This is a genomic window from Kitasatospora sp. A2-31, from assembly GCF_022288725.1.
Lineage (GTDB): Bacteria > Actinomycetota > Actinomycetes > Streptomycetales > Streptomycetaceae > Kitasatospora.
This window is the reverse complement of sequence record NZ_JAKNTA010000013.1, coordinates 74,882-89,596: the sequence shown is the minus strand read 5'-3', so window position 1 is coordinate 89,596 and position 14,715 is coordinate 74,882. Positions and strand designations below refer to the sequence as shown.

General features: G+C 73.0%; 12 protein-coding genes. 6 read left to right on the top strand and 6 right to left on the bottom strand.

The window, feature by feature from the left end:
* Positions 1 to 2: 2 nt before the first annotated feature.
* The 3 genes from MCM47_RS30070 to MCM47_RS30060 all read left to right on the top strand — a co-directional run bounded on the left by MCM47_RS30070 (position 3) and on the right by MCM47_RS30060 (position 5,983).
* Positions 3 to 2,486 (top strand): SpoIIE family protein phosphatase, encoded by a 2,484-nt coding sequence (locus MCM47_RS30070; RefSeq protein WP_238864855.1) that lies wholly within the window; start codon positions 3 to 5, stop codon positions 2,484 to 2,486.
* A gap of 169 nt (positions 2,487 to 2,655) precedes the next feature.
* Positions 2,656 to 4,236 carry an FMN-binding glutamate synthase family protein gene (locus MCM47_RS30065; RefSeq protein WP_255753007.1) on the top strand — a complete coding sequence of 527 codons (1,581 nt, stop codon included), beginning with the start codon at positions 2,656 to 2,658 and terminating at the stop codon, positions 4,234 to 4,236.
* Between the two features lie 19 nt (positions 4,237 to 4,255).
* Positions 4,256 to 5,983, top strand: coding sequence for a thiamine pyrophosphate-dependent enzyme (locus tag MCM47_RS30060; RefSeq protein WP_238864853.1), 1,728 nt, complete (start codon positions 4,256 to 4,258; stop codon positions 5,981 to 5,983).
* A gap of 169 nt (positions 5,984 to 6,152) precedes the next feature.
* Here MCM47_RS30060 and MCM47_RS30055 read toward each other — a convergent pair whose 3' ends face one another.
* On the bottom strand, positions 6,153 to 7,013 hold the full coding sequence (locus MCM47_RS30055) for a universal stress protein (protein WP_238864852.1): 861 nt from the start codon (positions 7,011 to 7,013) through the stop codon (positions 6,153 to 6,155).
* Positions 7,014 to 7,143: 130 nt separating this feature from the next.
* Positions 7,144 to 7,941, bottom strand: a complete 798-nt coding sequence (locus MCM47_RS30050) for a universal stress protein (protein ID WP_238864851.1) — start codon at positions 7,939 to 7,941, stop codon at positions 7,144 to 7,146.
* A 425-nt stretch (positions 7,942 to 8,366) separates the two neighbouring features.
* Between MCM47_RS30050 and MCM47_RS30045 the strand changes: the two genes are divergently transcribed.
* From MCM47_RS30045 to MCM47_RS43510, 3 genes are all read left to right on the top strand, one after another.
* Positions 8,367 to 9,239 (top strand): universal stress protein, encoded by an 873-nt coding sequence (locus tag MCM47_RS30045; protein ID WP_238864850.1) that lies wholly within the window; start codon positions 8,367 to 8,369, stop codon positions 9,237 to 9,239.
* 58 nt (positions 9,240 to 9,297) lie between these two features.
* Positions 9,298 to 9,933 (top strand): hypothetical protein, encoded by a 636-nt coding sequence (locus tag MCM47_RS30040; protein ID WP_238864849.1) that lies wholly within the window; start codon positions 9,298 to 9,300, stop codon positions 9,931 to 9,933.
* A 356-nt stretch (positions 9,934 to 10,289) separates the two neighbouring features.
* On the top strand, positions 10,290 to 10,631 hold the full coding sequence (locus MCM47_RS43510) for an STAS domain-containing protein (RefSeq protein ID WP_238864847.1): 342 nt from the start codon (positions 10,290 to 10,292) through the stop codon (positions 10,629 to 10,631).
* Between the two features lie 142 nt (positions 10,632 to 10,773).
* Here the strand turns inward: MCM47_RS43510 and MCM47_RS30030 are convergent, their stop codons facing one another.
* The 4 genes from MCM47_RS30030 to ligK are packed head-to-tail and all read right to left on the bottom strand — an operon-like array spanning position 10,774 to position 14,697.
* Positions 10,774 to 11,748 carry a Gfo/Idh/MocA family oxidoreductase gene (locus MCM47_RS30030; RefSeq protein ID WP_238864845.1) on the bottom strand — a complete coding sequence of 325 codons (975 nt, stop codon included), beginning with the start codon at positions 11,746 to 11,748 and terminating at the stop codon, positions 10,774 to 10,776.
* Position 11,749: 1 nt separating this feature from the next.
* Positions 11,750 to 13,057, bottom strand: coding sequence for a protocatechuate 4,5-dioxygenase subunit alpha (gene ligA, locus MCM47_RS30025; protein ID WP_238864843.1), 1,308 nt, complete (start codon positions 13,055 to 13,057; stop codon positions 11,750 to 11,752).
* Positions 13,058 to 13,084: 27 nt separating this feature from the next.
* Complete coding sequence (locus MCM47_RS30020; protein ID WP_238864841.1) at positions 13,085 to 14,005, bottom strand: amidohydrolase family protein; 921 nt, start codon at positions 14,003 to 14,005, stop codon at positions 13,085 to 13,087.
* Between the two features lie 2 nt (positions 14,006 to 14,007).
* Complete coding sequence (ligK, locus tag MCM47_RS30015) at positions 14,008 to 14,697, bottom strand: 4-carboxy-4-hydroxy-2-oxoadipate aldolase/oxaloacetate decarboxylase (RefSeq protein WP_238864839.1); 690 nt, start codon at positions 14,695 to 14,697, stop codon at positions 14,008 to 14,010.
* Positions 14,698 to 14,715 lie beyond the last annotated feature (18 nt).

Here is a 14,715-nt window from a genome sequence, read left to right as displayed (position 1 = left end):
GCGTGCTCAGCACCCACGAGCCCGGCAACACCGGCGACCAGCCGGACACCGCCCCCCTCCGCCTGCCGGCACGGCGGGTACCGGGCCGGCCTGCAGCGGACGAACCGCGGCGCCGGCCCGGGGGCGACCCGCCCGACTCCGCGGCCGTCGGCCGCCTCGCCGACACCGTCGAGCGGCTGCGCCGCGAACTGCAGCACGCCCAGACCCAGGCCGAAGGCAGGGCCCTGATCGACATGGCCAAGGGCGTCCTGGTGGAGCGGCTGGGCTGTAGCCCCACCGAGGCGGCCAACCAGCTGAAGAGCCTGGCCGAACAGGCCCGGATCACGCCCCTCGAACTGGCCGCCGACCTGGTCAACAAGGCCTCCCGCGACCACATCGCCGAGCTCGCCCGGGACTTCGTGGACGCCGTGGCCCGGCCCGCCTCCCCGTCCGTGGGCCTGCGCCTGCGGACCGCGGAGGCCGGCGCCCTCGCCGGCCAGGACGCCCACGCCGTGGCCCGGTCGATCCTGGAACACGCGTTGCGCCCGCTCCAGGCCAAGGCGGTGGCGATCTGGGCGGCCAACCCGGACCAGTCGCTGTCCCTGGCCGGCAGCGCCGGCTTCACCGCCGAGGAGTCGGGCCGGTGGCGGCACGTACCGCCCGGGGTCCCCACCCCGGCACGGCAGGCGCTCGACCACCGGGCGCCCATCCGCTACGAGACCCTGTCCGGCGCCGCTCTGCCGTCCATCGGGCTGCGCGACCTGACGGGCGGACGGGTCGTCCTGCCCGCCGGCTCCGGCGGACGGATCATCGGAGCCCTGGAGATCTGCTGGGCCGGACCGCTGCCCGAGCAGCCCCAACCCGTGCAGCGGCAGTTCGAGGTCCTCGCCAACCTGTGCGCCACCGTCGTCGAAGGCGGTGACTCGCCGGCGCAGGGTCCGGCCGGGCCGGCCGGGCCGGCCGGGCCGGCCGCCGACCGTCGGCTGACCGAACTCGTGGAGCTCACCGACGGGCTGAACGATCCGTGCATGGTCCTGGAACCGATCCTCGGCCAGACCCCGGACCAGGTCGGGTTCCGAATCCGCCACGTCAACGTCCGGTTCGTCGACTTCGCCGGGCGCCCGCGCAGCGCTGTGGCCGGCCACCGGCTCCTGGAGGCCTACCCCCTGGCCGCCGAGCCCGGCGGCCTGTTCGAGAAGGTGGAGCACGTCCTCGCAACCGGCGAGCCCTTCCGTGCCGACCGGATGCGACTGGCCGCCATCGTCGACGGTGTACCCCTCGCCACCGAGGCCAAGGTCAGCATCTCCCGGTCCGGTGACCACATCGTCGTCCTGTGGCACCTCGACGAAGGCACGCCCAGGGTCGCCAGGCTCCTCCAGCACGCGCAGCGCCTGGGCCGCATCGGAGGCTTCGAAGAGAACCTCCTGACCCACGAGATCGCCTGGAACGACACCCTCTACGACCTCCACGGCCTGCCGCCCACCGCGCAGCCCATCCCCCTGGAGCAGCTCGCCGCCCACGCCCACCCGGACGACGAGCACTCCATCGGCCGATTCCTGCGCACCCTTCTGCACCACAGGCGACCCGCGTCCACGGCCTTCCGTCTCCGGCGCCCCGACGGCGTCGCCCGCCACATCCGAGTGGTCGCCGAACCCGTGCTGGACGACGATTCCCGCCTCATCGCCGTTCGCGGCGCCTACCAGGACGTCTCCGCCCAGCACTGGACCGAGGTGGCCCTGGCCGCCACCCGCGACCAGCTCGCCCAGACCGCGGAGCAGGCCGCCGAACGCAGCCGCCTCGCCCTCCAGCTCCAGCACGCCATCATGCCGCCCAACCGCGGCCCCCGCGATCTCCACGACCTGCGCGTCGCCGTGCGCTACCGCCCGGCCGAGAAGGAGCACCTGGTCGGCGGCGACTGGTACGACGCCGTCGTGCTCCCCCACGGCCAGGTGCTGCTGTGCGTGGGCGACGTGGCCGGCCACGGCATCGAAGCGGCCACCGGCATGGTCGCCCTGCGCAACGCCCTGCGCGGACTGGCCGCCACCGGCGCGGGCCCCGCCCAGTTGCTGACGTGGTTGAACACGGTGACCCACCACCTGACCGACGACGTCACCGCCACCGCCGTCTGCGGCCTCTACGAACCCGGGAGCCGGCAGTTGCGCTGGGCCCGGGCCGGCCACCTGCCCCCCGTCCTCGTACGTGACGGCCGCGCCACCGCCCTGCCGACCGCCGGCGGCATCCTCCTCGGCGCCATCGACCAGGCCGAGTACGAGGAGGCGGAAGTCCAGCTGAAGGCCGGCGACACCCTGATGATGTACACCGACGGCCTCATCGAGCGCAGGGACCGCTCGGTCCAGGAGTCCCTGGACAATCTGCTGGCCGTCGCCCAGCGGCCCGACCACAGCGGGCAATCGCCGGACCTGGAGCGGCAGCTCGACCTGCTCCTGCGGTACACCAACGCGGACACCGACGACGACACCTGCCTCATCGGGGTACGCGTGCGCTGACAGACGCGCACGAGCGCCGCAGGCAGGCCGTCAGGACCGGCCGCCTGCGCCGTCGGCCTGCACCCGGCCTGAGGGCCGGTCCCCGGCTCTCAGCGCCCGCGGGCGTTCGTCACGAGCTCCGGGACGGCGCGGGATTGCGGGCGGTGATCGGGGATAGACGGCACTCGTGCTGAGACTTCTGTGGATCGCCGGGATCGTGTGCGGGGCGACCGTCGCTGCGGCGGCGGCTTTCGTGGTGTCACCCTGGTGGTGGCTGGCGGTCGTTCCCCTGGGGGCGGTGACGGCCCTCGCCGCGGCCGATCTGCTGCAGGTTCGGCATTCGGTGCTGCGCAACTATCCCGTGCTGGGACATCTGCGGTTCGCCCTGGAGGGCATCCGGCCTGAGCTGCAGCAGTACTTCATCGAGCGGAACGTGGACGGGCGCCCGTTCGACCGCGACACCCGCAGCATCGTCTACGAGCGGGCCAAAGGGATCGACGCGGAGGAGCCCTTCGGCACCGAACTCGACCTGTACGCGAGCGGGCGCGAGTTCCTCGTACCATCGCTGGCCCCGGTCGCCGTGCCCACCCGCGCCCCGCGGGTCCGGATCGGCGGCCCGGACTGCACCCGGCCGTACGACATGGCGCTGCTCAACGTGTCCGCGATGAGCTTCGGCTCGCTGTCGGCCAACGCCGTCCTGGCACTGAACGCCGGTGCCGCAATGGGCGGCTTCGCCCACGACACGGGCGAGGGCGGGCTGTCCGAGTACCACCTGCGGCCGGGCGGCGATCTGGTGTGGGAGATCGGTACCGGCTACTTCGGCTGTCGCACCGGGAACGGGGACTTCGACCCCGCTCTGTTCGCCGAGAAGGCGGCGCACCCGCAGGTCAGGTGCGTGTCGCTGAAACTCAGCCAGGGCGCCAAGCCGGGAATCGGCGGCGTCCTGCCCGGGCCGAAGGTGGACGCGGAGATCGCGAAGGTCCGCGGCGTCCCGCAGGGACGGACCGTCGTCTCCCCGCCCCACCACCGGGTCTTCACCACCCCGCGCGAACTGGTGCGCTTCATCGGTCGGATGCGCGCGCTCGCGGACGGCAAACCGACCGGGTTCAAGCTCTGCGTCGGCTCGCGCAGCCAGTTCCTCGCGGTGTGCAAGGCCATGCTGGAGGAGGGGGTGGCACCGGACTTCATCGTCGTCGACGGAGCGGAGGGCGGAACCGGAGCAGCCCCCCTGGAGTTCGCCGACCACGTCGGACTGCCTCTCACCGAGGGCCTGATGACGGTCCACAACGCGCTGGTCGGTACCGGTCTGCGCGACCGGATCCGGATCGGCGCCAGCGGCAAGGTCGCCACCGGCAGCGACCTGGTGAAGCGGCTGATCCAAGGGGCCGACTACACCAATGCCGCCCGGGCCATGATGTTCGCCCTCGGCTGCATCCAGGCCCAGCGCTGCCACACCAACACCTGCCCCGTCGGCGTGGCCACTCATGACCCGCGGCGGGCCCGCGCCCTGCACGTGGGCGACAAGTCCCAGCGCGTGCGGCGCTACCAGGAGGCCACCGTCAAGAGCGCCCTGCAGATCATGGCCGCCATGGGAGTCGACGACCCCTCCCAGCTGCAGCCGCACATGCTCCAGCGCCGCATCGACCCGCAGACCATCCGCTCGTACGCGGACCTCCATCCCTGGCTGGCGCCAGGGCAGTTGCTCCAGGACCCGCCCCGCTCCTGGGCACCCGACTGGGAGGCCGCCCACCCCGACCGGTTCACCGTCTGACACCCCGAAGGGAAACCCCGTGGCACGTACCGTCGCCCGCGTGATCGTCGACGCCCTGCAGGAGCTGGGTGTACGCCATGTGTTCGGCGTCGTCGGCGACGCCTTGAACCCGCTGACCGACGCCATCCGCACCACCGAAGGCCTCGACTGGATCGGCTGTCGCCACGAAGAGGCCGCGGCCTTCGCGGCCGGCGCCCAGTCCCAGCTGTCGGGAACCCTGGGCGTGTGCATGGGTACCGTGGGGCCCGGATCGGTGCACCTGCTCAACGGACTGTACGACGCGGCCAAGAGCCGGACCCCGCTGCTGGCCATCGCCGGACAGGTCCCCTCCGCCGAGCTGGGCAGCGACTACTTCCAGGAGGTCGACAACGACCTGCTGTTCCGGGACGTCGCGGTCTTCCGGGCGACCGTGACCTCGCCGGACCAACTGCCGAGGATGCTGGAGACCGCCGTCCGCTGCGCGATCAGCGAGCGTGGCGTGGCGGTGTTGACGGTCCCCGGCGACCTGGGGGACCAGGAGGTGGCGGACGACCGCCCTGCCCGCTTCCTGCGTGCCCGCCCGGTCACCCGCGCCGACGACGCCGGCATCCGGGAAGCCGCCGACCTCGTGAACACCTCCGAACGGGTGACCCTCCTGGTCGGCCAGGGCGCCAGGGAGGCCCGCGGGGAGGTGCTGGAACTCGCCGAACGCCTGTGCGCACCCATGATCCTCACCCTCAAGGCCAAGGAGGGATTCGAGGGGGACAACCCCTACCAGGTCGGACAGACCGGTCTGATCGGCAACCCCGCAGCCGCCGGGGCGCTGGACGCCTGCGACACCCTGATCATGCTCGGCACGGACTTCCCCTATCGGGACTGGTACCCCACCGGCCGCAAGGTCGTCCAGATCGACCTCCTCGAACGCCACCTCGGCCGCCGGGTGCCCCTCGACGTGGGACTGGCGGGCGACACCGGGGCCACCCTCCGAGCCCTCCTCCCGCACCTGCGGCCCGTCGCGGACCGAGCCCACCTCGAAGCGGCTCGTGAGCGCTTCGAGCAGTGGACCGCCGGCCAGCGGCGGCTGGCGGACCCCGACCACGACCACCACCTGCTCGGCCGCCTGCGCAGCGCGCTGGACAACCGGGCCCACGACGTCCGCCCGGAGGCCTTGGCCGCCGCCGTGAACGCATGCGCGAGCGACGACGCCGTCTTCACCTCCGACACGGGCATGGCAACCGTCTGGCTGTCCCGGTTCGTGACCATGCACGGCCGCCGGCGGCTGCTGGGCTCGTACAACCTGGGCTCGATGGCCAACGCCATGCCCCAGGCCATCGGCGCGCAGCTCTGGGCCCCCGACCGGCAGGTCGTGGCGTTCTGCGGCGACGGCGGCCTGAGCATGCTCCTCGGCGACCTGATGACGATCCGGACCCACCGGCTGCCGGTGAAGCTCGTGGTGTTCGACAACCGCCGCCTCGGCATGGTCAAACTGGAGCAGGAGCAGGCCGGGCTCCCCGAGTTCGGCACGGAGCTGGACAACCCGGACTTCAGCGCGGTCGCCACCGCTCTCGGCCTGACCGGCATCCGGGTCACCCGCCCCTCCGAACTGCTCGACGGCGTGCGGCGGGCCTTCGAGACGCCGGGACCGGTGGTGCTCGACGTCCTGACCAACCCCCGGGAACTCGCGGTCCCCGGCAAGCCGACCGTCGAGCAGGGGTGGGGCTTCGCGATCGCCAAGGTCAAGGAGACGCTCCGCAGTCACGGCGGCTGACGCCCGCCCCGGGGAGGCGGGCGCCACCCGCCTCCCCGCTCCACCCGCACGACCCGGCCCCGGCGCCCCGGAGCCCTGCACCTTGGAGCCCGGCGGCGCCCGGAACGCCGGTGGTGGCCGTGGCGCCGACCTGCGGGCCGGCGCCACGGCCACCACCGGCGCGGACGGCTCAGTCGTGCGGCACGACCGCCACCGGGCTGTGCGCGTGGTGCACGACGGCGTGGGCCACTCCGCCCAGCCACGGTGCGGCCGCGTGCAGCCCGGACGTCCGGCGGCCCACCACCGTCAACGAGGCTCCCCGCGACGCCTCCACCAGGGCCCGCCCGGCCGGCCAGGCCGTCACCTCGGCCTCGACGCGGACCTCGGGGAACTTCTCGCGCCAGGGCGCCAGCGCGTCCTGAAGACGCACCAGCTCCGCCGCCGCCATGGACTCCCTGATCTCACGCTGCCCCACCGGGGCCTCCGTCACGTACGGCCCGGCGGGAAGCGTCCGGCTCTCCAGCGCCCGTAGCGTCGCGCCACGCGCGGCGGCCTGCTCGAAGGCGAAGGCGAGCACCTCGCCACCGGGCAGAGCGCTGTCCAGCCCGACCACCACGTCACCGGAGGCGGCCCCCTGTCCGTCCGCCCCGGCTCGGACCAGGACCACGGGACAATGCGCACGCGTCGCCGTGCGCAGCGCGGTCGAGCCGACCAGCAGACCGGTGAACCCGCCTGAGCCGCGCGAGCCGACGACGAGCAGGCCGTCCCGCCCGCCGGCAGCCGCCAGCACGTACGCCGGATTGCCGGGGAGGTGCCGGCAGGTGGTCTCCAGACCCGGCAGCACGCGCGCGATGTGGTCCCGCACGGCGAGCACCGGCTGCGGAAGGGGCTCGCCGCCGCCGTCGGGCTCCGTGGGCGCAAAGGGCTCCGCTGCCCCGGCGTGGATCATCCGCAGCGGCCGGCCACTGCGGTAGGCCTGCTGAGCGGCCCACTCGGCCGCGGCCTTGCTCGGTTCCGATCCGTCGACTCCGACCACTACGGCGTGCGACATGATGACGCTCCTCCTCGTTCGACGGTCGCGGCGCTGCTGCACGCGACCTGACGTCCTCTCCCAAGGCTCCCGGTCTGCCGGGCACCGGCCACAGGGGCCGAACAGCCCGGGCACGGCCCGAAGGTCCCGCTCACGCCTCCGCGATCACGGCCACCGGGCAGGCGGCGTGGTGCAGGACGGCGTGACCGACCGGACCGAGCGAGCCGGCCAGAGCTGCGGGCCGCCTGCCCAACACCAGCAGTCGGGCCTTGGCCGACGCCTCCACCAGTGCCGGGCCCGCTCCGGTGCACCAGGTGTCCGCGACGACCTCGACCTCCGGATGGGCGGCCTGCCACGGTTCGAAGGCACGGGCGAGGAGTTCGGTCTCGTCGTCCGGGGCGCCGGCCACCGAGGCGTGGACGACGTGCAGCGGCACTCGGTGGCGGTGCGCGGCGGCGAACGCGAATTCCAGAGCCGCCTCGGCGGGTCGGCGGGCGTCCAGCCCGAGCACGACGTGCTCGCGCGGTTCCGGACCCGGCGGGTCCACGGGGAGCACCACGGTCGGGCAGCCGGCTCGGGCTGCCAGGTGCAGGGCGGTGGACCCGATGCGCAGTCCGGGGAAGCCGCCGGCGCCGCGGGCGGCGACGACGAGCAGTTCGGCGTCCTCCCCGGCGGCCACCAGCGCTGCGGTGGCGATGTCGTGAACCTCGTCGGTGCGGGTCTCCAGCTGCGGGTAGCGCACCGCCAGGATGTGGCGGACCTCGTGCAGCAGGGCGCCCGGGTCGGGTTGCCGTCCTGCCGACCAACTGGGGAGCAGATGAGGCATCAGTGGCAGCGCGTGCAGGACGCGCAGCGGGCAGCCGCGCAGCAGCGCCTCGCGGGCGGCCCAGTCGGCAGCGGCCAGGCCGGCTTCGGAGCCGTCGATTCCGACGACGACGGGTAGCTCCATGGTGCTGATCTCCTAACGTTCGGCCCCCCTGCGCTCCCCTCCGGATCTGCCGGCTCGACCGACCGCCGACTGTGGACAGGCCCTCATCGTCACCCTGCGGCCTGCGTCGGCGCAGGGCCGAACAGGCCATACTCCGCCTGAGGGGAGGGGCCGGTGGTCCCTGTCGCTCCCTGACGCCGGCAAAGGGCCCGACGGGGGCGGCCCGCCGCCGGGACGTACGACCCCGGAGAGGGGACTGCCGGCCCTGCGGGGAGGTGGGGGCACGGCGCGCACCGGCGCGCGACGCACCGTCCGCCGCGCCCCACAGGGACCACCGGCCCACCACCGGGTCCCGTCAGTCCCTTGGCTCCCGCTCGGCCCGACGGGAGATTTGTGCACAGCCGGTCGGCACCCAGCCCTACCGAAGCGTCAAGTGAGGAGCGATCGTGACGACACGACAGGTCCTGGTGGGCCTCGACGGCTCACCTCAGAGCGAGGCCGCCGCCGTGTGGGCTGCGCAGGAGGCTCAGAGACTGGGATCGGCACTGTGCCTTCTCCACGTCTGGCCCTGGCTGAGCGGTGAGAACGTGGACCGGTCGAACTCCGGTGACCTCAGGCCCGCCGCGCTCGACGCCCTCGCCCGCGTCGCCGACCGCATCCGCGTCGCCCACCCGGGCCTGGCGGTGGAGGTCGCCGTGCGGCCCGACGACCCGGTCGACGGCCTGATCGCCGAAGCAGCCGGCCAGGAGATGCTGGTGCTCGGCACCCGAGGGCTCGGGGGATTCGCCGGACTGCTGGTCGGCTCGGTCTCCCTCGCGGTCGCCGCCCGCGCCACGGTCCCCACGGTCCTCGTCAGCGGAAGGTCTCCCGACCACGATGTCGCCCGTGCTACGGGCGACATCGTGGTCGGGATCGACTCGCGCCAACCGGGCGAAGCCGTCCTTGACTTCGCCTTCACCGAGGCGGAACGCCGCGGCGCCACCCTGCGCGCCGTCCACGGCTGGGAGCCGGTCCCGGCCTGGGCCTTCGGAGGAGTCGTCCCGCCACCCGTGGATCTCCCGGCACAGAAGAGGACGGAGTCCGCCGTGCTGTCCGGGCACCTCGCCGGCCAGCGCGCAAGCCACCCTGGCGTCAACGTCGTCGAGGACATCCGGCTCGGGAGCGCGGCGAGGGCCGTCCTGGACGCCGCCGCCGGTGCCGAGCTGGTCGTCATCGGCCGCCGCGAGCGCCGTCATCACGTCGGCGCGCTGCTCGGGCCCGTCGCGCACGCCGTGCTGCACCACTCCACCGTCCCGGTGGCGGTCATCCCCCACTCCTGAGATCGAGCGCCCTCCGGACGCCGCCACCTGCCAGACCGTCCACGAAGGAGTACCGGGAATGACCACCGCACCCGAGCAAGCCGACCCGCTACCGCCCTTCCGCCGCCACCTCCGGCAGGCGCTGGGGAAGGACCTGAACCCGATGGTCCGCCCGATCGACCGCTCGCGCAGCCGGGCCCTGGCACTGGCCGTCCTCGGCATCGGACTCGCCGTGCTCGGCGGCGCGGGCGCGGCGGCGGCCGACTTCACCGTTGTCCGGCACCAGGCCTCGGTGACGGCCGCCCGCCTCCACCAGGTCGAGGCGGTCGTGCTCACTCCGGCGCGGCGACAGTCCGGCGCCCACAACGGCGGGTGGCGGTACGAGGCTGATGCCGCCTGGGCCGACCCCACCGGGCAGCGCACCACGGGCGACGTCCCGGTACCGGGCGGCACGGCCCCCGGTTCGACCGTCGGCATCTGGGTCGACGACGCCGGCCACTCCGTGGCTCCCCCGCTCGGATCGGCCGCCGTCGCCGCCAAGGCGGCCTGCCTCGGGCTGTTCCTCCTCGGAAGCCTCGGCGTCCTCGTCCTCGCCGGTCTCGGCATCCGCCTGGACGCCCTGGACCGCCGGGCCGACCTGGCCTGGCAACACTCCTGGGCACTGCTGGAGCCCGTGTGGAGCGGCCGGGCCTCACGCGACAACCGGACGGGCTGACCGTGCCGACCACGCTCAGCCACTTCGGCGCCTCTGAAGGGGACGACCCACCCCCCATGACCGCACGGCTCGTCAGGAGCCGCGATGTCACGGCTCCCGTCCACCGGATCCTCCTCGCTGCCGCGTGCGCCGCCCCGTCCATCCACACCACACAACCCTGGCAGTTCCGCACCGGCACCCGGCCTGCGGAACACCTCGATGCAGGGACCACTGGCCCACCCACTCGGGCCCGAACGGATCTGCCGCGTACCGCCCACCCCTTGATCGGCTTCGGTGCGGCACGAGACCACCCGCCCCGAGGGCGACCGCACGGCCGGACAGGCCGCCATGGACGACGAGACTTCCAGGAGGTTGTGGTGAGCACAACGGCAGAGGCGGTCAGGACCGCACCCGCCCCGGTGACGGGCGGCTTGATCCTACGGCTGTCCGGCGAACTGGACGTGCTCACCGCATCCGAGCTGATCCCGTCGCTGCTGGGCCTGGCAGGCGAAGGCGATCACGAGCTCGTGCTCGACCTCTCCGCGGTCGGCTTCTGCGACAGCTCGGGGGCGAACGCCTTCCTGCAGGTGAACCGGCGCCTGGCAGCGGGCACCCGGCTGCTCCTGCGCGGCGTCTCCCGACAGCCCGCGAAGGTGCTTCGGCTGCTGGGCCTGCACCGGACCGTGCCGTGCGATTTCGCGCCGCCGGCCCGGCCCTGACCCGCCGACCGGCGGACGCCCGGGCACCGGCACGGCGGCCGCTCCTCGAAGAGGATCGCCGGTGGGCTCGCGGCGCGGTACCGGCGTCGTCGGTACCGCGCCCCGAGCGGTGCGGCGCCGGGCGCCGCCCACGGCGCCGCGCTCACGCGCCCGGGGCGGCGGCGAGCTGCGTCTCCAGGCGGGCCAGCGTGCGGTAGCAGGACATCACCTGGGCGATGGAGGAGTTCGGCTCCCGGCCCTCGCGGATGGCGGCGACGAACTCGCGGTCCTGCAGTTCGATGCCGTCCATCGAGACGTCGACGCCGCTCACGTCGATCGGCTCGTCCTTGCCCGTGACCAGGTCGTCGTAGCGCGCGAGGTAGGTGCCGGTGTCGCCGATGTAGCGGAAGAAGGTGCCGAGCGGCCCGTCGTTGTTGAACGAGAGCGACAGGGTGCAGATGGCTCCGTTCGCCGCGCGCAGCTGGATCGACATGTCCATCGCGATGCCGAGTTCGGGGTGGATCGGCCCCTGGATCGCGTTGGCCTGCACGATCGGCGAGCCGGTCTGGTAGGCGAACAGGTCGACGGTGTGCGCGGCGTGGTGCCACAGCAGGTGGTCGGTCCAGGAGCGCTGCCGCCCGAGCGCGTTGAGGTTCGTGCGGCGGAAGAAGAACGTCTGCACGTCCATCTGCTGGATCCGGAACCCCCCGGCCTCGATCCGCCGGCGCACCCACTGGTGACTGGGGTTGAAGCGGCGGGTGTGCCCGACCATCGCGACGAGCCCGGTGCGCTGCTGCGCGGCCAGGCACGCCTCGGCGTCGGCGAGCGAGGCGGCCAGCGGGATCTCCACCTGGACGTGCTTGCCCGCCTCCAGGCAGGCCAGCGTCTGCGCGGCGTGCATCGGCGTGGGCGTGGCGAGGATGACGGCGTCGACGTCGTCCATCGCCAGCGCCTCCTCCAGCGTCGCGACGCCTCGCCCCACGCCCTGCTCCTCGGCGAACTTCCGGGCGCTGTCGAGGGAGCTGCTCACGACAGCGGTCACCTCGACGCCCTCGATCCGCCTGAGCGCGGCCGCGTGCTTGGCACCGAAGGCGCCGCCTCCCGCGAGGGCGATCCGGACGGTCCGGTCGTCAGTCATGTCACTCCTTCACGGCGGGCACCGCGGCCCGCGGGTGGTTCTCCAGGATCAGGTGTCCCACGGCGGTGTTGGACGCCGGGACGTGGTAGAAGCGGTGCTTGACCTCGATCTCGCCGCTTCCGTCGATGTCGCTCATCGCACCGCGGGCGATCAGCCACATGACCAGTTCGATGCCCTCCGAGCCCGCCTCCTCGACGTACTCCAGGTGCGGCACCCGCGCCAGGCCGGTCGGGTCCTCGACCAGCCGGTCCAGGAAGGCGTTGTCCCACGCCCGGTTGATGAGGCCGGCCCGGGGGCCCTGGAGCTGGTGGCTCATGCCGCCGGTTCCCCACACCTGGACGTTCAGTGGCCGGTCGTAGGACTCGATCGCCCTGCGCAGCGCCTGGCCGAGCCGGAAGCACCGCGCGCCCGAGGGCACCGGGTACTGCACCACGTTGACGTGGAACGGGATCACCTTGCACGGCCAGGCCTCGACGTCCCCGAACATCAGCGACAGCGGGACGGTCAGGCCGTGGTCGACGCTCATCTCGTTGACGAGTGTGAGGTCGAAGTCGTCCCTGATGAGCGAGTGCGCGATGTGCGCGGCGAGGTCGGGGTGGCCTTCGATGCCCGGGACGGGCCGGGGTCCGTAGCCCTCGTCGGCGGTCGGGTAGACCGGGCCGGTGCCGAGCACGAAGGTCGGGATCACCGCCTGGTCGAAGGCGGTGGCGTGGTCGTTGTAGACCAGGAACACCACGTCGGGGAGGTTCTCCCGCTCCCACCGCCTGGAGTACTCGTAGCCGCCGAAGACGGGCCGCCAGTAGGGCTCGTCGGTCTTGTGGTGGTCCATCGCCGCGCCGATCGCGGGCACGTGGGAGGTGAAGACGGCGCCGGTGATCACGGCGTGCTCGGCCGGCGGCGTCCGGTCGGCGTGAGCCGCTTCGAGGACGGCGTGATCGATCCGGTTGCCGGCGACGGAGCGGCCGCCGGCGACCATCATGTCGCGGTAGTCCTGCTCGGTCATGCCGGTCATCGAGCCGGCCATCTGTTGGAACGAAAGTCCCAGCGTAGCGCCCCACTTGGCGAGGAAGTAGATGTTGCCGCCCTCACGTATCGCGGCGTTGAGGTCGCGGTCGAGCAGCGCCCGCCTCTGTTCCTCCCGCAGTGGCCACGCGTCCAGGTAGGCGCGCTCGTCGGCGAGGTAGCTGTGCCGGTTCTCGGCCGTCATCAACGACATGCAGAACTGGTTGAGGTGGTAGCCCTTGGCCGACTGCTCGGCGTCGAAGACGGTCGTCCCCGGGACCAGTTTGTAGCTCTTGTCCAGCGACATGGGTGGGTCCTCCGTTCGTGGGACGGTTCAGTCCTTCTCGGGCCAGTACAGGCGCATCGGGTTGTCGACGAGGAGCCCGTGCCGCAGCTGCGGCGTCGGCGCGATCGCCGGCACGAAGTCGACGAGCAGGCCGTCGTCGGGCATGTGGTCGGTGAGGTTGGGGTGCGGCCAGTCGGTGCCCCACAGCACCCGGTCGGGAAACTCCTCGACCACGCGCCGGGCGAACGGGACGACGTCGCGGTAGGCCGTCCGCTCCCCGTCGAGGGCCGGCGGGCCGCTCACCGATAGCCGCTCCGGACAGGTGACCTTGCACCAGATGTCGGGCCGGGCCCGCATGAAGTCCAGGAACGCCTCGAACTCCGGGCCGTACGGGTCCTTGGTGACATCGGGCCGGCCCATGTGGTCGACGACCAGCGGCACCGGGATCGAGAGGAGGAACTCACGCAGGTCGGGGAGGTCGGGGGCCTCGAAGTAGACGACGACGTGCCAGCCGAACGGTACGATCCGCTCGACGACGTCCCGGAGGTCCTGCTGCGGCGCCGCGTCGACGAGCCGCTTGACGAAGTTGAACCGCACCCCGCGCACACCCGCCTCGTGCAGCTCCCGCAGCTGCGCGTCCGCGATGCCGGGACGCACCGTCGCGACCCCGCGGGCCAGGCCTCCCGCCGCTCGCAGGGCGTCGACCATGGCACTGTTGTCGGCGCCGTGGCAGGTCGCCTGGACCACGACGGTGCGGGCGAAGCCCAGGTGGTCGCGGAGTGCGAAGAGCTGGTCCTTCGACGCGTCGCACGGCGTGTACTTGCGCTCGGGAGCGAACGGGAACTCCGTGCCCGGCCCGAAGACGTGGCAGTGGGCGTCGACGGCGCCCGGGGGCAGGTGGTAAGCCGGGCGGCTCGGACCGGTGTACCAGTCGAGCCAGCCGGGGGTCTTCTCGAAGGTCGTGGTCATCCTCAGTCCTCGTACCGCAGCCCGAGCGCGCCCAGCGGGCCGCGCATGTCGTAGAGGTCCAGGCCGAGTTCGCCCGCGCGGAACCTCGCGCGCTTGCCCGCCTCCCCCGCCTCGCGCGCGGCCGAGGCCTCGGCGACGTCGGCGGCCCGCTCGCGAGGCACCACGACGACGCCGTCGCCGTCCGCCACGACGACGTCTCCGGGCCGGACCAGTGCGTTGGCGCAGACCACCGGCACGTTGACCGAGCCGAGGGTGGCCTTCACCGTGCCCTTGGCGTTGACCGCCCGCGCGAAGACCGGGAAGTCCATCGCCTCCAGGTCGGCGACGTCGCGCACGCCGCCGTCGATGACCAGGCCCCTGCATCCCCGTGCGCGGAAGGACGTGGCGAGCAGTTCGCCGAAGAACCCGTCCTCGCTCTCGGTCGTGCAGGCGGCGACCACGACGTCACCTTCGCGGATCTGCTCCGCGGCGACGTGCAGCATCCAGTTGTCCCCGGGTTGCAGCAGGACGGTCACCGCCGTGCCGCACAACCGGGCCTTGGGGTGGACCGGGCGCAGGTAGGGACGCATCAGTCCGACCCGGCCCATGGCCTCGTGGATCGTCGCCACGCCGAAGGCTGACAGGGCGGCGACCGCCTCGGGGGCGGCGCGGGTGACCGCCGTGTGGACGACGCCGATCTCGGTGTGCTCCATGCGTTCGCTCTCCTGGGT

Excerpts from the sequence above, each read along its gene's own strand:
- MCM47_RS30050 (WP_238864851.1), bottom strand. The coding sequence starts at position 7,941 with ATGGAGCTACCCGTCGTCGTCGGAATCGACGGCTCCGAAGCCGGCCTG.
- MCM47_RS30055 (WP_238864852.1), bottom strand. The coding sequence starts at position 7,013 with ATGTCGCACGCCGTAGTGGTCGGAGTCGACGGATCGGAACCGAGCAAG.
- MCM47_RS30030 (WP_238864845.1), bottom strand. The coding sequence starts at position 11,748 with ATGACTGACGACCGGACCGTCCGGATCGCCCTCGCGGGAGGCGGCGCC.
- ligK (WP_238864839.1), bottom strand. The coding sequence starts at position 14,697 with ATGGAGCACACCGAGATCGGCGTCGTCCACACGGCGGTCACCCGCGCC.
- ligA (WP_238864843.1), bottom strand. The coding sequence starts at position 13,057 with ATGTCGCTGGACAAGAGCTACAAACTGGTCCCGGGGACGACCGTCTTC.
- MCM47_RS30040 (WP_238864849.1), top strand. The coding sequence starts at position 9,298 with ATGACCACCGCACCCGAGCAAGCCGACCCGCTACCGCCCTTCCGCCGC.
- MCM47_RS30020 (WP_238864841.1), bottom strand. The coding sequence starts at position 14,005 with ATGACCACGACCTTCGAGAAGACCCCCGGCTGGCTCGACTGGTACACC.